At 70.8% G+C, this 19,123-nt stretch carries 15 protein-coding genes and 1 riboswitch; of the genes, 11 read left to right on the forward strand and 4 right to left on the reverse strand.

Annotation, left to right across the window (positions count from 1 at the left end; all coding sequences use genetic code 11):
- The first annotated feature begins 1 nt into the window (after nucleotide 1).
- Nucleotides 2-1,192: a bifunctional 2-methylcitrate synthase/citrate synthase gene (locus O1W71_RS06800; RefSeq protein ID WP_269267106.1), complete on the forward strand. Its 1,191-nt coding sequence runs from the start codon at nucleotides 2-4 to the stop codon at nucleotides 1,190-1,192.
- A 28-nt stretch (nucleotides 1,193-1,220) separates the two neighbouring features.
- On the opposite strand, the gene O1W71_RS06805 is transcribed toward O1W71_RS06800, so the two are convergent.
- Entirely contained in the window at nucleotides 1,221-5,024 is a 3,804-nt protein-coding gene (locus O1W71_RS06805) for a choice-of-anchor I family protein (protein WP_269267107.1), read from the reverse strand.
- Nucleotides 5,025-5,143: 119 nt separating this feature from the next.
- Here O1W71_RS06805 and O1W71_RS06810 point away from each other — a divergent pair, with 119 nt between their 5' ends.
- The gene (locus O1W71_RS06810; protein WP_269267108.1) at nucleotides 5,144-5,920 is read left to right on the forward strand and encodes an enoyl-CoA hydratase-related protein; all 777 of its coding nucleotides are present in this window, start codon (nucleotides 5,144-5,146) and stop codon (nucleotides 5,918-5,920) included.
- Between the two features lie 9 nt (nucleotides 5,921-5,929).
- Nucleotides 5,930-6,859: a cytochrome b/b6 domain-containing protein gene (locus O1W71_RS06815; protein WP_269267109.1), complete on the forward strand. Its 930-nt coding sequence runs from the start codon at nucleotides 5,930-5,932 to the stop codon at nucleotides 6,857-6,859.
- A gap of 45 nt (nucleotides 6,860-6,904) precedes the next feature.
- Here the strand turns inward: O1W71_RS06815 and O1W71_RS06820 are convergent, their stop codons facing one another.
- From O1W71_RS06820 to O1W71_RS06830, 3 genes are all read right to left on the reverse strand, one after another.
- Nucleotides 6,905-8,245 (reverse strand): HNH endonuclease signature motif containing protein, encoded by a 1,341-nt coding sequence (locus tag O1W71_RS06820; protein ID WP_269267110.1) that lies wholly within the window; start codon nucleotides 8,243-8,245, stop codon nucleotides 6,905-6,907.
- A 119-nt stretch (nucleotides 8,246-8,364) separates the two neighbouring features.
- The gene (locus tag O1W71_RS06825; RefSeq protein ID WP_112616251.1) at nucleotides 8,365-8,871 is read right to left on the reverse strand and encodes a GNAT family N-acetyltransferase; all 507 of its coding nucleotides are present in this window, start codon (nucleotides 8,869-8,871) and stop codon (nucleotides 8,365-8,367) included.
- A gap of 65 nt (nucleotides 8,872-8,936) precedes the next feature.
- Complete coding sequence (locus O1W71_RS06830; RefSeq protein WP_269267112.1) at nucleotides 8,937-9,905, reverse strand: hypothetical protein; 969 nt, start codon at nucleotides 9,903-9,905, stop codon at nucleotides 8,937-8,939.
- Between the two features lie 116 nt (nucleotides 9,906-10,021).
- Nucleotides 10,022-10,118, forward strand: a riboswitch (TPP riboswitch).
- A gap of 2 nt (nucleotides 10,119-10,120) precedes the next feature.
- Between O1W71_RS06830 and thiM the strand changes: the two genes are divergently transcribed.
- From thiM to arfA, 8 genes are all read left to right on the forward strand, one after another.
- Nucleotides 10,121-10,927: a hydroxyethylthiazole kinase gene (thiM, locus tag O1W71_RS06835; protein ID WP_442923965.1), complete on the forward strand. Its 807-nt coding sequence runs from the start codon at nucleotides 10,121-10,123 to the stop codon at nucleotides 10,925-10,927.
- Complete coding sequence (gene thiE / locus O1W71_RS06840) at nucleotides 10,924-11,604, forward strand: thiamine phosphate synthase (protein WP_269267114.1); 681 nt, start codon at nucleotides 10,924-10,926, stop codon at nucleotides 11,602-11,604. Before thiM ends, thiE begins: the two co-directional genes overlap by 4 nt.
- Nucleotides 11,601-13,103, forward strand: coding sequence for a bifunctional hydroxymethylpyrimidine kinase/phosphomethylpyrimidine kinase (gene thiD / locus O1W71_RS06845; RefSeq protein ID WP_269267115.1), 1,503 nt, complete (start codon nucleotides 11,601-11,603; stop codon nucleotides 13,101-13,103). The genes thiE and thiD overlap by 4 nt, the downstream gene beginning before the upstream one ends.
- Before the next feature lie 9 nt (nucleotides 13,104-13,112).
- On the forward strand, nucleotides 13,113-14,165 hold the full coding sequence (locus O1W71_RS06850; protein WP_269267116.1) for a LacI family DNA-binding transcriptional regulator: 1,053 nt from the start codon (nucleotides 13,113-13,115) through the stop codon (nucleotides 14,163-14,165).
- 109 nt (nucleotides 14,166-14,274) lie between these two features.
- Nucleotides 14,275-15,606 carry an extracellular solute-binding protein gene (locus O1W71_RS06855; RefSeq protein ID WP_269267117.1) on the forward strand — a complete coding sequence of 444 codons (1,332 nt, stop codon included), beginning with the start codon at nucleotides 14,275-14,277 and terminating at the stop codon, nucleotides 15,604-15,606.
- On the forward strand, nucleotides 15,603-16,574 hold the full coding sequence (locus O1W71_RS06860) for a carbohydrate ABC transporter permease (RefSeq protein ID WP_269267118.1): 972 nt from the start codon (nucleotides 15,603-15,605) through the stop codon (nucleotides 16,572-16,574). Before O1W71_RS06855 ends, O1W71_RS06860 begins: the two co-directional genes overlap by 4 nt.
- Nucleotides 16,571-17,488, forward strand: a complete 918-nt coding sequence (locus O1W71_RS06865) for a carbohydrate ABC transporter permease (RefSeq protein ID WP_112616265.1) — start codon at nucleotides 16,571-16,573, stop codon at nucleotides 17,486-17,488. Before O1W71_RS06860 ends, O1W71_RS06865 begins: the two co-directional genes overlap by 4 nt.
- Nucleotides 17,489-17,546: 58 nt before the next feature.
- Nucleotides 17,547-19,088: an arabinosylfuranosidase ArfA gene (gene arfA / locus O1W71_RS06870; RefSeq protein WP_114589100.1), complete on the forward strand. Its 1,542-nt coding sequence runs from the start codon at nucleotides 17,547-17,549 to the stop codon at nucleotides 19,086-19,088.
- Nucleotides 19,089-19,123: the final 35 nt, after the last annotated feature.

The following is a 19,123-nucleotide window of genomic DNA, read 5'->3' on the forward strand; positions in this document are numbered from 1 at the left end:
CATGACCGAGCAAGACATCCGTAAGGGGCTCGTGGGGGTCGTTGCCGATGTGACGGCGATCTCGAAGGTGAACCCCGAGACGAACTCGCTGCTCTACCGGGGCTACCCGGTGCAGGAGCTCGCCGCGACGCAGCCGGTCGACGCCGTGGCGCATCTGCTGTGGCTCGGCGAACTGCCGACCGACGACCAGCTCGCCGAGCAGCGCCGGCGGGCTCGGCCGCAGCGGGCGCTGCCGCCGGAGCTGCGGGAGGCGATCGACCGGATGCCGGTGGACGCGCACCCGATGGACGAGGTGCGGACCGCCGTGAGCGTTCTCGGCGCGCTCGACACCGCCGGCGCGGCATCCGTGCTCGACGCCGTCGGGACGCCCGAGCGCAACCTGGAGCGAAGCCTGCGCCTGTTCGCGGTGCTGCCGGCGGTCGTCGCCTACGGGCAGCGTCGCCGCCGCGGGCTGGGCCCCATCGAGCCGCGCGACGACCTCGACGACGCAGCGAACTTCCTGTGGATGACCTTCGGCGAGGAGCCCGATCCGGTCGTCGCCGACGCGTTCAACCGGTCGCTGATCCTCTACGCGGAGCACTCGTTCAACGCCTCGACCTTCACGGCTCGGGTCATCGCTTCGACCCTGAGCGACCTGTACTCGGCCGTCGTCGGGGCGATCGGAGCCCTCAAGGGGCCGCTCCACGGCGGAGCGAACGAGGCTGTGATGCACGTCTTCGACGAGATCGGGGATGCCACCGCCGTCGAGGCCTGGCTCGACCGGGCGCTCGCCGAGAAGCGCAAGATCATGGGGTTCGGTCACCGCGTCTACAAGCGCGGCGATTCGCGGGTTCCGACGATGAAGGCGGCGCTCGACGCGTTGGTCGCCCACTACGACCGGCCGGATGTCGCGGAGCTCTACGACGCCCTCGAGCGCGAGTTCACCCAGCGCAAGGGCATCTACCCGAACCTCGACTATCCGTCGGGCCCCGCGTACAACCTCATGGGCTTCGACACCGTAACTTTCACGCCGCTGTTCGTCGCGGCCCGCGTGGTCGGGTGGACGGCGCACATCATGGAGCAGTACGCCGCCAATGCGCTCATCCGGCCGCTGTCGGCGTACGACGGGCCGGATGAGCGCCACGTCGACGGATATGTCGCCGACGAGGCCGAGGTCGAGGCAGCAGAGCGCCCCGAGGAAGCCGCCAGCTGACGGCTCCCTCGGGGCGGACTCGGACGGGTCAGGCGGTTCGGCGGCGACGCGCGGCGACCAGGAGGCCGCCCAGCGCGAGGGCGAGGATGCCCGCCACCGCGAACCCGATCGGAGCCGTCCCGCCGGTGACGGCGATCGTGCCCGCCGGCGCGGCGGCCGTCACCGTCACGGCGACCTCGATCGGCGTGAGCGTCCCCGACGTCACGACGAGGCGGTGCGCGCCGACCTCGAAGTCACGCGGGATCGCGACCGAGAACGCCGTGCGGCCGGATGCGTCGGCCGCGGGGATGCCGCTGACGACGATCGGCTCGCTGAACAGTGTCGCGGCGATCCGCTGGCCCGGCTCGAGGCCGGTGACCGTGACATCGAGCGTGCCGCCCTGCGCGACCGTGCTGCCGCCGAGCTCGACCGTCGCCCACGGCTGTGCGGGCTCGGCGGGCTCGCCGGGCTCGCCGGGCTCGCCGGGCTCCGTGGGCTCGCCGTCACCGGGCGCGCCGGGGCCGGGGAAGCCCGGCTGCTCGACCGGCGGCTGCTCGCCGGCGACGTAGGCACGGTTCGCCGGGGCCGGTGAGACCGGGCCCACGGCGGCGAAGAACTCCACCGTCGCCTGCAGGTCGACCTGGCCGGAGTCCGCCGCCCCGGTGCCCGTCGCGAAGGTGCCGAAGTTGTCGCCGCCGCCCGCGAGGAACGAGTTGGTGACGACGCGGATCTTCGTTGTGGTGTCGTCGAGCGCGAGCTGCTCACCGTTCAGCTGCATCGAGCGGATGTGCGAGCCCCTCGTTCCCTCGGGTGCGTACTCGAATGTGAAGCCCTTCGACACGCCCATCGCGAGCTTGGGACGCGACGCTCCGTCGGGCTGCCACTGCTCCTCGAGAACCTGCTTGATCTGTGCCGGGGTGAGCTCGAGCGTGACCAGGGTGTTCGCGAACGGCTGGACGTTGGCGACCTCACGGTACGACACAGCGCCGTTGTCGTCGCCGAACAGCAGGTCGGCGCGCAGGCCGCCCGGGTTCATGAACGCCACCTCGGCGTCGCGTCCGCCGTAGGCCGGGTTCTGCGACGTGGCCCACAGGTAGACGTCGGCGACGGTGTTGCCGAGCGTCGAGTGCACGCCGCGGTCCTCCGAGCCCGACGCGGTCTTGCCGCGCAGGATGTCGGCGGTGATCGAGCCGACCTGCACGCGGCCCTTCTCGTCCGCGATGCGCACGGCGTTCGCGACGACCTGGGCCGTCTCGGTGTCGGGGTAGGCGATGTACTGCCCCAGCGTGGCGTTGTACAGCGACACCGTGCTGGGGGTGATCGACTCGAGTTCGCCCGCATCGGTCAGCTCGATGTCGAGCGAGCCGAGCGTCGTGCCGTACTGGTGCGCCTGGAGCACCGGGCGCCCGCCGATCTCGCACGCGTACTTCTGGTGGGTGTGGGCGGAGACGATCGCGTCGATGTCGCCGGACGCGCCACGGACGAGGTCGCCGAAGTCGCCGGTCTCGGTCGCGATCGCGGTGCAGTCGGAGCCCGCGGAGCCCTCGTGCGCGAGCAGCACCACGATGTCCGCGCCCTCGGCAACCGCGTCGGCCGCTGCATCGTTGGCCGATGCGACCTGGTCGCGGAACTCGATGCCCGCGATGCCCTGCGGGCTCACCATTCCCGCGGTCTGCTCGGTCACGGTGCCGACGAACGCGATCTGCGTGCCGTCGACCTCCTTGATCGTGTACGGCTTGAGCGCGTGCTCGTCGGTGCCCTTCACGAGGACATTCGCACCGAGTGCGAAGTCGCTGAAGGCGCCGGGATCCGCGTCGTCCTCGAATCGGGGGATGACACGCCCGGTCAGGTCGTCGAAACCGCGGTCGAACTCGTGGTTGCCGACGGCGCTGACGTCGAGGCCGGCGGTCTTCAGCGCGTCGATCGTGGGGGTGTCCTGATCGATGAACGACTCGAACGCCGACGCGCCGATGTTGTCACCGGCCGAGACGAGCAGGGTGTTCGGGTTCTGCTGGCGGAACGTGTCGACCGCGCCCGCGAGGACAGCGGCACCCGCGACGCCGCTGGATTCCTGCACGAGCCGCCCGTGGAAGTCGTTGATCGTCAGCACGCGGATGTCGGGCTGCGCGACGGGAGCGCCGCCGACGAGCTGCTCGATGCTGTACAGCGTCGTCGTTCCCGACACCTCGTTGCCGACCGCGAGCAGCGGCTGGCCCGTGGGGGAGCGGTGCGCCCCGATGAAGTGGATGCCCTCAGGGCCGAGGTCGCCCGCGGCGGGGGAGTCGGCGGCGGCGCTGAAGTCGCGGTTGTTGACGTACGTCACGTACGTCGCCGCCTTCGGATCCGTGATGTCGTAGACGATGATGCCGCCGACGCGCTCGAAGCCGATGAAGGCGTACGTGCGGCCGCCGACCGTCCCGATCGACAGGTTCTCGGGCTCGGGGCCCTTGTCGTCGCTGCGTCCCTCGAGGTTGGCCTCGGTGTGGTTCGAGTTGACGTACTCGGGCGCGACGCGCGCGAGGATCTGCTCGAACTGGTCGCCCGAGTCGAACATCAGCGAGCCGTCGGTGCCCCAGATCGAGAACGAGCGACCGCCGAAGGAGTACAGCTCGTCGTAGCAGCTGCCGTCCGCGCGCAGACCGTTCTCGATCGTGACGTTCAGACGTCCGAGGGCCGCATCGCCGAGCTGCGCCGCGAGGGGGGAATCGGCGCAGACGGCCGGGAGCCCCTTCTTGCCGAGGTCCTTCACACGGACGGCCTCCGCGTAGTCGCCCCACTCGCGGGCGTCGCCCTCGTTGGCGGTGACGAGGTAGGTCGTGGCCTTGCCGCCCGCCGTGGCCGAGTACGACTGGATGCCGTCGGGCATGTACATGCCCTTCAGCCCGGCGTACTCGGCGATGTTGATCGCGCCGTCCTTATCGCTCGCGTCGAGCCCGTTGCCGACCGCGCCGTGATCCTTGAACCCGAGCGGGACGACCTTGGTGACCTCGGCCTTGGCGAGGTCGACGACGGCGATCGCGTTCGCCTCCTGGAGCGCCGCGTAAGCGGTCGTGCCGTCGACGGTGATGTACTCGGGCTCGAGGTTGCGGCTCACACGATTGGCGGTGAGGGGCTTGTCTCCCTGGTCCGGTGCCGCGACGTCCGGTCCGAACACGCGCACGCCGGCCGGAAGCGTCTTCGAGCCGCCGGGCTCGAACGCGCCGAAGCCCGCGATGCGCACGGCCGCCTGCGCGGGGGCCGAGACGGTCTTGGGGAGCGCGACGACGCCGACGGATCCTTCCGGGTCGACCGAGAAGTCGTCGGCGGGCTCGCCCTCGTTCGCGACGACCGCGTACGCGCCGTCCTTCGAGATCGTGACCATATCGGGCAGGGCGCCGACGGTGACCGAGCCGAGGCGAGCGGATGCCGCGTCGCCGGCGTTCGCGTCGAAGAAGACCAGTGACCCGTTCGCGGTCTTGTCCTCGGCCTCGAACGCCACGATGCCGAGACCGTCGTCGCGGATCGCGAGGGAGTTCGCCGTGCCGGCATCGGCGATGGTGAACAGCTCGACCGGCGCGGTCGGGTCGCTGTTGTCGAGCACCGTCACCGAGCCGGCCTGCGCGTTGACGACGTAGAGGCGGTCGCGGTACGACTGCACGATCTCGGCGGCGGACTCATCGAAGACGCCGGTCTCGTGGGTGCCGATGGGTGTGAGCGCGAGCGTCGCGCCGGGAGCGGAGTCGGTGATCGGTTCGCTGACGATCGCGGCGGATGCCGTGGTGAGCGGCGTCAGTGCCAGCGTGCAGGTGAGTGCGGCCGTCGCGACGGCGGCGAGCGTGCGGGGAACCGTGCGGCTCCGGGCAGGCGAAGGCATAGGTGTCCTCTGGTCGGGTGAACGGGTGCAGGTCGTGAGTACTCTCCGTACGTGTCCGGCATGTGAATGCCCGGCAACCGATCGGAGACGCGCGGAGAGGCGCGTGGCACGATGAGGGGATGAGCGACTACACGACCATCGTCAGCGAGACGCGAGGGCGCGTCGGCTGGCTGACACTGAACCGACCGGAGGCGTTGAACGCCCTGAACTCGACGCTCGTCGCCGAGCTCGCCGACGCGGCCATGGCGTTCGACCGCGACGAGACGATCGGCGCGATCGTCGTGACCGGCTCGGAGCGGGCGTTCGCGGCCGGCGCGGACATCAAAGAGATGGCGGGCAAGAGTGCCCGCGACATGTCGATGGAGAACCCTTTCGCGGCGTTGGCGGACTTCGCGCGGGTGCGTACCCCCGTCGTCGCCGCGGTTGCCGGGTTCGCGCTCGGTGGCGGGTGCGAGCTGGCGATGATGTGCGACGTCGTGCTGGCCGCCGACACCGCGGTGTTCGGGCAGCCCGAGATCGACCTCGGCGTCATTCCGGGCATCGGCGGGACGCAGCGGCTGACGCGCGCGGTCGGCTACTACAAGGCCGCGGAGCTCGTGCTGACCGGACGGCGGATGCCGGCGGAGGAGGCGGAGCGCGCCGGGCTCGTGACTCGTGTGGTTCCGGCGGCGCAGCTGCTCGACGAAGCCGGTGCCGTCGCCGATCGGATCGCGTCGCGATCGCTGCCGGTCGCCTATGCGGCGAAGCAGGCGCTGCGCGCCTCGCAGGAGACGAGTGCCGCGGAAGGGCTGCGCCTCGAGCGCACGCTCTTCGCGTCGTTGTTCGCGCTCGAGGACCAGAAGGAAGGCATGGCCGCCTTCGCCGAGAAGCGCGCCCCCGAGTTCCGCCACCGCTGACCTGCCGCGGTGTTGGTCGAACGCGTGGCCGCCGCACGCCGACGGGTGACGGTGATCGTGGCCGTCGGCGTCGCACTGGTGCTCGCGGCGGCGGGTGCCGTCGCGTTCGCCCGCTGGGCGCTGAGCCTCGATGCGATGCGTGGGTTCGTCGAGCGGTACCCGGGCGCATACCCGCTGCCGGCGGGGGCGCCGGTCGGGATTCCGCCGTGGCTCGCCTGGCAGCACTTCTTCAACGCCTTCCTGATGGTGCTGATCATTCGCACGGGTCTGCAGGCGCGGAGGGAGAAGCGTCCGAGGGTGTTCTGGTCACCGCGGGGCAGGCCGAAGCGCCGGACGAGCCTCACGATCTGGTTCCATCAGGCGCTCGACGTCATCTGGATCGGCAACGGCATCGTGTTCGTCATCCTGCTCTTCGCGACCGGACAGTGGATGCGGATCGTGCCGACGAGCTGGGACGTGCTGCCGAATGCTGCCTCGGCGGCGTTGCAGTACGTGTCGCTCGACTGGCCGACGGAGAACGGCTGGGTGAATTACAACAGCCTGCAGCAGCTCGCGTACGCCACGACCGTGTTCGTCGCGGCACCGCTCGCGGTCGTCACCGGCGCGCGGCTCAGCACGGTCTGGCCGCGGGGCGACGGGCGGATCAACCGCCTGTACCCGCTCGAGTGGGCACGACGCCTGCACGTGCTGGTGATGCTCTTCTTCGTCGTCTTCATCGTGACCCATGTCGCTCTCGTCCTGGCTACGGGAGCGCTCCGCAACCTCAACCACATGTACGCCGCACAAGGCTCGGCGGACCCGACGGCCTACGCCGACAACTGGACCGGCTTCTGGCTGTTCGTCCTGTCGCTCGCCGTCATCGTCGGGGCGTGCGTCGCCGCTCGCCCCGCTGTCCTCGTACCGATCGCGCGTTTGTTCGGCACGACCATCACCCGTTGACCGTCGTCGGCCGGTCGGAGATCACGCCCGCGCGATCAGGCGGTGTCAGAAGGGTGGCGGTTCGTCCGGCGGTGGTCCGCCGGGTGTCGCATCCGGTGGCGGGTCCGTGGTGTCGATGGTGAAGCAGACCGCCGGTACGGGAACGTCTTCGCGGTACACCCGGCCGAGGGGTGAGGTCCATTCGAGGACCCCACCACCGACCTGCCGAACCTCCCACTTCGTGAACTGCTTCATCGAGTGGTGTCGTTGGCAGAGGTGGGCGAGGTTGAAGATGTGGGTGTGCCCACCCAGGGCATGGTCGATGGTGTGATCCAGTTCGCAGCGGATCGCGGCTCGTCGGCATCCGGGGAACCGGCAGTGCTGGTCGCGGGCCATCAGGAGTTTCTTCATCGACGCGGTGGGTCGGTAGGTGTCGATCTCGACCGGGGTGCGGGTGACGGGGTCGATGAAGAGCCGGTCCCACTCCGATACCTGCCCGGCGAGCTGCCGGACGGTGTCGGCATCGACGAGCCCGGCCCCGACGGCTTCGGCGGGGCTCTCATCCTTGCCCATCAACGTCTCGGCGGTGACCGCGACCTGAACGCGTGCCCGAATCGCGCCGAGCCCACCGGCCCGGTCGGTCCCGTAGGTCGGGTCGACCACGGGCGCCCCGCCGAGAACGAGGTCACCCAGGATGTCCGCGCGCAGCTGATCCATCGTCCGCGTGTCGCCGGAATCACTCTCCGCCCTGGCGTCCTTCACCGACTGTCCCATCTGCGTCAGTCGGTCGAGCATCCCGGCGGCGATGACCGTCGGAAGGTTCGCGACGAGGTTCGACATCCCGTCTGTCCCGTGGAACACCCGTACGCACCGCTCCGCCGCCGCGGTCTTGTGCCGGTCGGTGAAGGTCTGCGGGTGAAGCCGGGCCGCCAGCGCGTCCAGCGCACCCCGCACCCGCGAGGGCACATCCCGCTCACACACCGAGATCGCCGCTTCCGCGAACGAATCCCGCACCTCAGCCGGCACCCCCGCGCCGACCCGCACGACCACATCGACGTGGCCGCGTTCGATCCGCCGCTGGACCCACGCCTCGAACACCGCGGGGTAGTCATCGATGACGGTCATCGCGTGGTCGATCTCGCCCTGCAGCCGCCGGTCCGTCAACCGCGCCATGCCCGCTGCTTCGGCCGCGACCGACCGCAGCTCCATGTCCGACGCCACGCCCCGCACCCCATCACGGCGAGCGTCGTGCAGCGCGGCGTGGCCCAGGTCGGCCAGCGCCCGGGTGCGAGCGATGTCAGCGGCGTGAGAGAGGTCGAGCGCCTCCGCGTACCGCGAGAAAGCGAGCGCTTGCGACGGCGTGGGCGTTTCGCCTCCCACCTCGCCACCCGCGCTGTTCGCTGTCATGTTCCCATGATGACAGTGGGGTACGACATCGAAGTCGAACAGAAGTACGAATGTGAGCAACTCGCTAAAAACACCGGCGGGGGAGGAACGACCGCCGCCGTCACCCGACTCGCGCCGGGTCAGCGGACGAAGCGGACCTCGGTCAGCGTTTCGCCGAGGAACGGCTCGGTGTGGGTCTGCCCGTCGAGCGTGAAGCCATTTCGCTCGTAGAAGCGGTGCGCGCGGGGGTTGTCCTCCGCGACCCACAGGTAGACGCCCTCGTCCTTCTCGACGGCCGCGTCGAAGAGCCGCTGACCGATGCCGGTGCCGTGCCAGGCGTCGAGCAGGTAGATGAAGTACAGCTCGCGCATCCGGGGGGCGTCGCGATCGCGCGCCGGGCCCGACCCGACGAAACCGACGATCTCACCTCGGACGAGTGCGGCGTACATCCGGAAGTCCTCGCCCTGCGCGGCCCAGTGGGTCCACAGCTCGGCGAGTCGTCGCGGCGAGACGCTCTGAAGAGCGGCGGTGCTGATGAGGTGGTCGTAGGTCTCGTGCCAGCAGGTGGCGTGCACCCGCCCGAGGGCTTCGGCGTCGACATCCCGCACCGGACGGACGACGATGTCGGTCTGCAGTTCGGCTTCCATGGCCAGACTCTACGCGCGGCCGGCGACGGCGTGAAATCGGCGAGTCGGGGTTGCGCCGCCCGCCGTCATGCGCCGACACCGTCCACCACGGCGACCTCAACCGAGACCAGGCCGACCTCGCCCGGGCTCCAGCCCGCCGCAACCAGTCGAGCCCGCAGCGCTCGTTCGATGACCCTCTGCTCGCTGGGGCTGCGCAGCCGTGCACCGGCCCCCGTGGGTTCGACGACGGCGCCGGGATCGAGAGTCCGCGCCGCGGCGATCAGGTCCTCCCTCATCCGATCGGCGCGCGCGGCCCCGAGGGCGGTTCGGACGATCTCGTACGAACCCAGCGTAACCGTCCACGCCGGCCCCCGGTCGTCGTCCGGGGCCCCGCGCGAGCGTTGCCCGGCCAGCGCGGCCAGCGCGGCGCTGCGGTCCGACAGGATCATCAGGAGGGCAGCGCCGCTCAGGAGGACGAGCACGGCCCCCGCGATGGTCGTCGGCACGACCGAGAACCCGAGGCGGTAGAGCGCTGAATCCCATCCGAGCGTGAGCCCCACGCCGGCGCGGCACACGGAGAAGAGCGCGTAGACCGCCATGGTCGCTGCGAGGAGCCACGACCCCCGTCGCGCTGCGATGGCGGGGTGCCTCGCGGCGACGCTGGTCAACCCGCAGATGACCGCCATGACCAGGACCTTCACCGCGAGCGAGACGGGCAGTCCGATCGCCGCGGAGACGACGCCGACGACAGCGGCGAGCGAGACGGCGATGCCGCCGCGGGTGAGGACGCCGCCGCTGAGCGAGCCGAGCCCGGCGAAGACCAGTCCCGGGCCGAGGACCATGGCGATGTCGCTGATGACGAGCGATGCCGGATCGCCGGTCTGGGTGTGGACGAGGTACAGCAGGCTGGACGCGGTGGCCGAGAGCGCGCCGACGATCCCGAAGCGCAGGAGCGCGCCGCGCCGACGCCAGCTCGGGCGCAGCGTGAACAGCACGACGAGGCCGATGATCGTCATGAGGCACGCGAAGACCAGCGCGCATCCCGCTGTCAGCACGGCCCCACCCCCTCGCGCGCCGGCCCGTGAAGCGCGCTCACTCGCAACCTACGCGCTTCGGCGGCCGGGAGAAAAGCACAGCGGCCCAGAGCGTGCAAACCGGCCTGCTATGGTCGTGTCCCGACACGGGGTGCCCGCGACCGCGAGCTGAGATTAGACCCGTCGAACCTGCTCCAGTGCAATGCTGGCGAAGGGATGTCGAAATGCGCGATGTCGTGCCCACCGTCCGAGGACCGGAAGCGGCGCTCCGAGCGCTGCGGGATGCCGCTCCGCTCACCCACTGCGTGACCAACGCCGTCGTCACCGGGTTCACCGCGAACGCGCTGCTCGCGCTCGGGGCGAGCCCGGCGATGGTCGACATCGAGGGTGAGGCGGGCATCTTCGCCGACGTCGCCGACGGTGTCCTGATCAACCTCGGCACCCCGAATCCGCAGCAGCAGGCCAGCGCCCGCGAGATCGTGGCGGCGACGCGGCGCTGGGTGCTCGACCCCGTCGCGGTCGGGATGCTGCCGATCCGCACGGCCCTCGCCGCGGAGCTCGTCGCTGCTCGCCCCGCGATCATCCGCGGCAACGCCTCGGAGATCGCGGCGGTCGCCGGAACCGGCGCGGGCGGCCGCGGCGTCGACAGCATCGACGACCCGGACTCGGTGCACGCGGCCGCGGCGGCCCTGGCCCGCCGGTCCGGCGCGGTCGTCGCGGTGTCGGGCGCGACGGACCTCGTCACCGACGGAGAACGGGTCGCGCGGGTTCCCGGGGGAGACCCGCTGCTGACCCGGGTGACCGGCGGAGGCTGCTCGCTGGGCGCGACGATGGCGGCCTTCCTCGGCGTCGTCGAGCCCTTCTCGGCAGCCGTCGCAGCGTCGCTCGTGCACAAGCAGGCCGCCGAGGCTGCGGCATCCGTGTCGTCCGGTCCCGGCTCGTTCGCCGTCGCCTTCCTCGACGCGCTCGCGACGCTCGCTCCCGGCGACCTCGATGCCGCACGCGTCGCGACCCGCGCGATGGCGGCGGAGGGCGTCCGGTGACCCGCCGGGTCGACCTCGCCCTGCACCTCGTCACCGATGACCGGCTGAACGCCGACGCGCTGCTGTCGATCGTCGACGCCGCCGTCGACGGGGGCGTGACGGTGGTGCAGCTGCGCGACAAGAGAGTGAGCGCGGCCGAGCTGATCCGCCGCGCCCGGATGCTGTCGGATGTGATCGCGGGGCGGGTTCCGCTGCTCATCGACGACCGGGTCGACGTCGCCCTCGCCGCCATCGATGCGGGGGCCCGCGTGGACGGCGTGCATCTCGGTCAGAACGACATCCCGCCCACGACTGCGCGGCGAGTCCTCGGGCCGGACGCCGTCATCGGGTGGACGGCGAACACGGCGGCGCATCTGCAGGCCGCCCACGCGATGCCGGACGGCACCCTCGACTATCTCGGGGTCGGCGTGATCCGGCCGACGATCACGAAGCCCGATCACCCGCCCGCGCTGGGCATCGAGGGATTCGCGGAACGGGCCGCAGCGACGCCGCTCGCGTGCGTCGCGATCGGGGGTGTGGGTCCCGATGACGTCGCCGCCCTCCGCCGAGCGGGGGCGGCCGGGGTCGCCGTCGTCTCGGCGATCAGCGGTGCTGCGGACCCCGCCGCGGCCGCGCGCGCCTTCGCCGTCGCAGCGAGCGGGCGCGGATCCGACACCGCGGACGGAGCGGTCCGGTGACCGCCGGGGCACGGGCGCCGCGCGTACCGCGGGTGCTGAGCATCGCGGGCACCGACCCGTCGGGCGGCGCGGGCATTCAAGCCGACCTCAAGTCGATCGCGGCGATGGGCGGCTACGGCATGGCCGTCGTCGCGGCCCTCGTGGCGCAGAACACCCGCGGTGTGCGGGCCGTGCACGTGCCTCCGCCGGAGTTCTTGCGTACGCAGCTCGACGCGGTCGGCGATGACGTCGAGATCGATGCGATCAAGATCGGGATGCTGCACTCCGAGCCGCTCGTCGCGGTCGTCGACGACTGGCTGGCTCGGCGAGGCCATGACCTCGTCGTGCTGGACCCCGTCATGGTGGCCACAAGCGGCGATCGCCTGCTCGATCCCGCCGCAGAGGCCGCGATCCGCGCCCTCTGCGGGCGCGTCGCCCTCGTGACGCCGAACCTCCCCGAGCTGGCAGTGCTCGCGGAGGAGCCGCTCGCACGCACCTGGCGCGACGCCCTCGCCCAGGCGCAGCGGTTCGCGCGCACATCGGGTGCGGCGGTGCTCGTCAAAGGCGGGCATCTCGACGGCGACGACTGCCCCGACGCGATCGTGACGCCGGACGGGGTCGCGGCAGAGGTCGCGCGCCGCCGCATCGCCTCGACCAACACCCACGGCACCGGGTGCTCCCTGTCGTCGGCGATGGCGACGCTCGGCGCGAGCGGCATCGGCTGGACCGGTGCCCTCGCGCGTGCGACCGAATGGTTGGCCGGTGCGATCGCGGCGGGCGCCTCGCTCGGCGTCGGGCGAGGAAACGGCCCTGTCGATCACCTGCACGAGCTGCGCCCGCACCTCCCGTCGCCCGTGTCGTGGACGGAGCGCGCCTGGGCCGGCGCCGCTCCGCTCCGCGCCGCCGTCGACTCCTGCGCCTTCGTCGAGGGGCTGCGCACGGGAGAGCTCGATGAGCCGGTCTTCGCCTGGTACCTCCAGCAGGACGCGCTGTACCTCTCGGAGTACGCCCGTGTCCTCGCCCGAGCCAGCGCGCTCGCCCCGCGAGGCGAGGAACAGGTGTTCTGGGCGGAGGCCGCCGCCTCGGCGATCGCGGTCGAATCCGAGCTCCACCGCTCGCGGGTCGGCGCGGACGCCGCGGACCCCGCCGCCGCGACGCTCGCCTACACCGATCACCTCCACGCCGCATCCGCTCGCGGCTCGTACGGTGAGCTGGTCGCCGCCCTCCTGCCGTGCTTCTGGCTCTACTCCGATGTGGGCGAGCGATTCGCGGCGGCGTCGCACGCGCACCATCCGTATCGGGACTGGCTCTCGACCTACGCCGACCCCGCTTTCGCCGCATCGACCCGCGCCGCGATCGAGATCGTCGACCGGGCGGCGGAAGATGCGTCGTCGGCAGAGCGCGCGCGGATGAGCGTCGCGTTCGCGCGATCGATGCGCCACGAGCTCGCCTTCTTCGAGGCGCCCATCGCAGCGCTGGCCGGCGCAACACGGGCGGGAGGGCCTGCGCGCGGGGCCTAGTCTGTGCTCATGCCGAAGGAGAGAGCCGGCCGAGCCACGATGAAGGATGTGGCGGCGCTCGCCGGGGTATCGGCGAAGACGGTCTCCAACGTGCTGACGGGCACCGCCGCGGTACGTCCCGAGACGCAGCAGCGCGTGGAGTCGGCGATGCGCGAGCTCGACTTCGTGCCAAACCTCAGCGCCCGGGGACTGCGGAACGGCCGCTCCGGTGTGATCGCCATCGCCCTCCCCGACCTTGCGACGGCGTTCTCCGCCGAGATGCTGCATCACCTCGTCGACGCGGCTCACCAGCGCGGCTACGCGGTCCAGATCGAGGAGACCGCGCTCGAGCCGGAGCGTGAGCGCGACCTCGTCTCGCGGGCGCGTCAGCATCTCGTCGACGGTGTCGTGCTCAACCCGATCCGCATCGAGGACAGCGTCGTCGATCGCGACGAACGGCTGCCGCCTGTCGTGCTGATCGGCGAGGTCGAGCAGCACGTCACCGACCGGGTGCTCGTCGACAGCCGGGGTGGCGCGCGCGATGCCGTGGCTCACCTCGTGGCGCGCGGGGCGCGGCGGATCGCCGCGATCGGCGGCGACGATCAGCCCGAGCTCGCCACGGCGACCAGTCGCCTGCGCCTCGCGGGCGTGCGCGACGGGCTCGCCGCGGCCGGGTTCGAGCACGACCGCCGCCGGGAGGTCAACCTGCTGCCCTGGAACATGGAGGCGGGCGCGCTGGGCGTGCGGACACTGCTCGATCGCGGGGTCGAGGTCGACGCCCTCCTCTGCTTCACCGACTCGATCGCCGTCGGCGCGCTGCACGAACTGGCGCGTGCGGGCATCCGGGTGCCGGAGGACGTGCTCGTGTGCGGCTTCGACGACATCGAGCAGTCGCGCTTCACGACACCGCAGCTGACGACCGTCTCCTTCGACCGGAACGAGTTCGCGCGTGCGACGATCGCGCTCCTCGAGGAGCGCATCGCGGCGCGCGACGTTCCGGTGCGAGCGGTGGCGATCGAGCACCGGGTGGTCGCTCGAGCGAGCACGGACGCGGTGCCGCGAGGCGTATCGCCCGGCCGCTGACCGTCGGCATCGATGACATCCGGATTTTCCTTGCGCATTGATTACATCGATGTAAAAGTATGAGGGTCCCTGGTTGTCACGATGTCGTGCCGTCACAAAGGAGTGACCGATGGCCCCACCCATAGAACTCAGCAGACGGCGATTCCTCACGGGAGCCGCAGCCCTCGCCGGAACCGCCTTCCTCGCCTCGTGCGCCGGTCTCCCCGGCGCCACGGGCGCCCGCACCCTCCAGTTCTGGCACCTGCTCTCCGGCGCCGACGGCGTGACGATGTCCGGGCTCATCGACGGCGTCAACGCCGCGCAGTCCGACTACCGCGTCCGTCCGACGGTGCTCGCGTGGGGCGAGCCGTATTACACGAAGCTCGCGATGGCGGCCGCCGGTGGCCGGGCGCCGGACGTCTCGGTCATGCACGCCTCGCGCGTCGTCGGGTACGCGCCGGGCGGGCTGCTCGACACATGGGACACGGGGCGTCTGGCCGACCTCGGCGTCGACGCGAGCACCTTCACCGACGCGATCTGGCGCAAGGGGTTCATCGGCGACGACCTCTACAGCGTCGCGCTCGACGCGCATCCGTTCATCCTCATGTACAACACCGACATCTGCGCCGAGGCGGGCGTGCTCGACAGCGACGGCAAGCTGCTGCCGATCGCCTCGCCCGAAGACTTCCTCGAGCTCGGACGCGCGGTGGCCGCGGTGTCGGAATCGCACGGGCTGTCATTCGGCTACCTCGGCGACGGTGCGCAGATGTGGCGCCTCTTCTACACGCTCTACACGCAGCACGGGCTCGAGATCGAGCTTCCCGCGGGCGGCAAGGCCGAGATCGACGAGGATGCCGCGGTCGCGGCGCTCAGCTTCATGCAGCAGCTGCTCGACGACGAGATCGCCTCGCGCAGCGCCGATTATCAGAGCGCGATCGCCGAGTTCGCCACCGGGCGCAGCGGACTCTTCCTCACCGGTGTCTGGGAGCTGCGCTCGATGCAGCAGCAGAACCTGCCGATCGACGCCGCGGTCATCCCGGCCGTGTTCGGCACCCCGTCGGTCTACGCCGACTCGCACTCGTTCACGCTGCCCCATCAGAGCGCGCCCGACGAGGAGACCCGCGATCTTGTCTACCGCTTCGTCGCCGACATCCTGAAGGGGTCTTTCGACTGGGCCGGCGCCGGCCACATCCCCGCGTATCTCCCCGTGACGCAGTCCGCCGCCTACGCCGACCTGCTGCCGCAGGCGCACTACGCCGAGGCCGCCGAGCTCGTCCGCTACGACCCGCCGGCCTGGTTCACCGGCTCGGGATCGCGGTTCCAGGCCGACTTCGGCGCCGCCGTGCAGAACGTCCTGCTCCAGGGCGCCGATCCGGCGGCAGCGGTCGCCCGCTTCCGCGCGGGCGTGGACCAGCGCCTGCAGACGCCGAACCCGGCCGCACCGGAAGGAGCCCGCGCATGACCCTCGACACCGGATCCGGCCGCGCCGGCCTCGCCGACACCGCGGCGACGCGCACGATCGTCACCGGCGACCGCACAGGGCCGCACCGCCACGTCGGCGACCGCGGCGAGCAGCGCATCGCCTGGACGTTCCTCGCGCCGTTTCTCGCCGCCTTCCTCCTCTTCCTCGTGTGGCCGCTGCTGCACGGGCTCTACCTCAGCTTCACCGACCAGTCGTTGACGGGTGCCGGCGGCTCGTTCATCGGCATCGCGAACTACGTCGAGGCCCTCGGCGACCCCGTCATGTGGCGCTCGCTCGGCAACACGGCCTGGTTCACGGTGCTCTCGACCGTGCCCCTGGTCGTCCTCGCTCTCGTCATGGCGCTGCTCGTGCAGCGCGGCCTGCCCGGACAGTGGCTGTGGCGCCTGTCGTTCTTCATGCCGTATCTGCTCGCCTCGACCGTGATCTCGCAGATCTGGGTGTGGATCTTCAACCCGCAGATCGGCGCGGCCAACGGCATCCTCGAGGCGTTCGGGCTCGAGCCGATCGCCTGGCTGCAGAATCCCGACACCAACATGCTCGCGATCGTCGTCGCGACGGTGTGGTGGACGATCGGGTTCAACTTTCTGCTCTACCTCGCGGCGTTGCAGAACATCCCCGAGACCCAGTACGAAGCCGCGTCGATCGACGGCGCGGGGGAGTGGCGCAAGCTCTTCTCGATCACGATCCCGCAGCTCGGCCAGGTCACCGTGCTCATCGTCATCCTGCAGGTGCTGGCCTCGCTCAAGTTGTTCGATCAGGCGTATCAGATGCTCGGCGGCATCGCGAGCGAGACGACCCGCTCCATCGTCCAGTACATCTACGAGTCCGGGTTCGTCGGGTACCGCTTCGGCTACTCGGCGGCGATCTCGTACGTCTTCTTCGCCGTGATCGTGCTGATCGGCGTCATTCAGGCCCTCGCGACCCGTCGCCGGAAGGAGCACTCATGAGCGCCGCCACCGCCAGCTCCACGGCCACGCGCGCCGTCGTCGCGCCCGGGGTCGGCCCCGATCCGCGGAGCCGCAAACCCGGTCAGCGCCGGTTCAGCGCGCTCAACATCGTCGCGTTCGTCGCCCTCGCCCTCCTGGCGATCGGGTGGCTGCTGCCGTTCCTCTGGGCGGTCGCGACCGCCTTCAAGACCGAGACGGATGCCGCCTCCGGCGCCGGCGGCTGGATCGGCGAGAGCGGGCCCACGACGGAGGCCTTCACCTCGATCCTCTCGCAGGGCAACGTGTGGGTCTGGGCCGGCAACAGCCTCTGGACCTCCGCCGTGATCACCCTGCTCACCGTCGCGATCTCGGCCGTGGCCGCGTACGCGTTCTCACGGCTCGAGTTCCGCGGCAAGAAGTTCCTCTACGGCGCGGTCATCGCCTCGATCGTCATCCCGCCGCAGGTGCTGATCATCCCGCTCTTCTACGAGATGCTCGCCTTCAACCTCGTCGACACCCCGTGGGGCCTGATCCTGCCGCAGGTCGTCGCGCCGGCGATGGTGTTCATCCTCAAGAAGTTCTTCGACCAGGTGCCCATCGAGCTCGAGGATGCCGCGCGGGTCGACGGCGCCGGACGGTTCCGGGTGTTCTGGTCGATCGTGCTGCCGCTGTCGCGGCCCATCCTCGGCGCCGTCGCGATCTTCGTGTTCATCGGCGCGTGGAACAACTTCCTCTGGCCGTTCCTCATCATCAACGACACGACCCTCATGACCCTGCCGGTGGGACTCCAGACCGTGATCAGCGCCTACGGCGTGCAGTACGCGCAGGTCATGGCCCAGGCCGTCCTCGCCTCGGTGCCGCTGATCATCGTCTTCCTGGTGTTCCAGAAGCAGATCGTCCGCGGCGTCGCCACGACCGGCTTCGGCGGTCAGTGACCGGCGCCGCCCGGCACGCGTCGTCCGCATCCCCTCACCCCGAAAGAACAGGAGCATCATGCCCCGCGCCCGCATCGTCCTCGATCGCGACTTCACTGTGGCCGACGTGCCGCGCCGCCTCTTCGGCTCGTTCGTCGAGCACATGGGCCGCTGCGTCTACACCGGCATCTACGAGCCGGGTCACCCGCAGGCCGACGAACGCGGCTTCCGTCGCGACGTCCTCTCGCTCGTGAAGGAGCTGGGCGCCACCGTGATCCGCTACCCCGGCGGCAACTTCGTCTCGGGCTACAACTGGGAGGACGGCGTCGGGCCGGTCGCCGACCGTCCGCACCGGCTCGATGGCGCCTGGCACACGGTCGAGACCAACGCGTTCGGGCTCCACGAGTTCGTCGACTGGGCGCGCGAGGCCGAGGTCGAGGTCATGGAGGCGGTCAACCTCGGCACGCGCGGTGTCGACGAGGCCCGCGCGCTCGTCGAGTACGCGAACCACGCCGGCGGTACGTACTGGTCGGACCTGCGTCGCCGCAACGGGGCCGCAGCGCCCTTCGACATCCGCCTCTGGTGCCTCGGCAACGAGCTCGACGGCCCGTGGCAGATCGGCCACAAGACCGCGCACGAGTACGGCCGCCTCGCTCAGGAGACGGCGAAGGCGATGCGCCTGGTCGACCCCGACATCGAGCTCGTGGCGGTGGGATCGTCGAACCGGCAGATGCCGACCTTCGGCTCGTGGGAGCACACGGTCCTCACGCACGCGTACGACGAGGTCGACTACATCTCGATGCACGCCTACTACCAGGAGGACGGCGGGGACGCGGCATCCTTCCTCGCCGAGGCCGTCGACATGGACGCCTTCATCGACGGCGTCGTCTCGACGATCGACGCGGTCAAGGCTGCGGGCAAGCATCGCAAGCAGGTCGACATCTCGTTCGACGAGTGGAACGTCTGGTACCAGCGGGGCCTCGACACCGAGGACCAGCCGCACATCGTCTCGGCGTCGAAGGAGTGGCGCGCCCACCCGCGCCTCATCGAGGACACCTACAACGTCACCGACGCCGTCGTGGTCGGGACCTTCCTGCACAGCCTGCTGCGCCACGGCGACCGCGTGCGCATCGCCAACCAGGCGCAGCTGGTCAACGTGATCGCACCCATCCGCTCGGAGGAGGGCGGGCCGGCCTGGCGGCAGTCGATCTTCTGGCCGTTCGCCCGCATGTCGCAGCTGGCGCAGGGGCGCGTGCTGCGGCTCGCGATCGACTCCGATCAGACGCCGACGGCGAAGTTCGGCGACGTGGATGTCGTCGACGCGGCCGCGACGTGGGACGAGGCGACCGGCCGCGTCGCCCTGTTCGTCGCCAATCGCTCGCTCGAGTCCGAGACCGAGGTGTCGCTCGAGCTGCGCGGGCTGGGCGCGTCGGGCGTCGTCTCGGCCGAGGTGCTGACGGTGCCCGAGGGCGGCGACCGGCGGTCGGCCAACACCGAGCACGACCAGGATGCCGTCGGCCTCGTGCCCCTGCGCGGCGTCGGACTCGACGAGGGCACGCTGCGGGCGACCCTGCCCGCGCTGTCGTGGGCGGTGATCGTGCTCGACACCGCGCGCGCCTGACCGCCACGGGGGCCGACGCTTTGTGGAAGGCGCAC

Origin of the sequence: Microbacterium sp. H37-C3 (assembly GCF_027157935.1) — a bacterium.
Classification (GTDB): Bacteria; Actinomycetota; Actinomycetes; order Actinomycetales; family Microbacteriaceae; genus Microbacterium; species Microbacterium plantarum.

Excerpts from the sequence above, each read along its gene's own strand:
- O1W71_RS06800 (WP_269267106.1), top strand. The coding sequence starts at position 2 with ATGACCGAGCAAGACATCCGTAAGGGGCTCGTGGGGGTCGTTGCCGAT.
- O1W71_RS06805 (WP_269267107.1), bottom strand. The coding sequence starts at position 5,024 with ATGCCTTCGCCTGCCCGGAGCCGCACGGTTCCCCGCACGCTCGCCGCC.
- O1W71_RS06810 (WP_269267108.1), top strand. The coding sequence starts at position 5,144 with ATGAGCGACTACACGACCATCGTCAGCGAGACGCGAGGGCGCGTCGGC.
- O1W71_RS06820 (WP_269267110.1), bottom strand. The coding sequence starts at position 8,245 with ATGACAGCGAACAGCGCGGGTGGCGAGGTGGGAGGCGAAACGCCCACG.
- O1W71_RS06825 (WP_112616251.1), bottom strand. The coding sequence starts at position 8,871 with ATGGAAGCCGAACTGCAGACCGACATCGTCGTCCGTCCGGTGCGGGAT.
- O1W71_RS06850 (WP_269267116.1), top strand. The coding sequence starts at position 13,113 with ATGCCGAAGGAGAGAGCCGGCCGAGCCACGATGAAGGATGTGGCGGCG.
- O1W71_RS06855 (WP_269267117.1), top strand. The coding sequence starts at position 14,275 with ATGGCCCCACCCATAGAACTCAGCAGACGGCGATTCCTCACGGGAGCC.
- O1W71_RS06860 (WP_269267118.1), top strand. The coding sequence starts at position 15,603 with ATGACCCTCGACACCGGATCCGGCCGCGCCGGCCTCGCCGACACCGCG.
- O1W71_RS06865 (WP_112616265.1), top strand. The coding sequence starts at position 16,571 with ATGAGCGCCGCCACCGCCAGCTCCACGGCCACGCGCGCCGTCGTCGCG.
- arfA (WP_114589100.1), top strand. The coding sequence starts at position 17,547 with ATGCCCCGCGCCCGCATCGTCCTCGATCGCGACTTCACTGTGGCCGAC.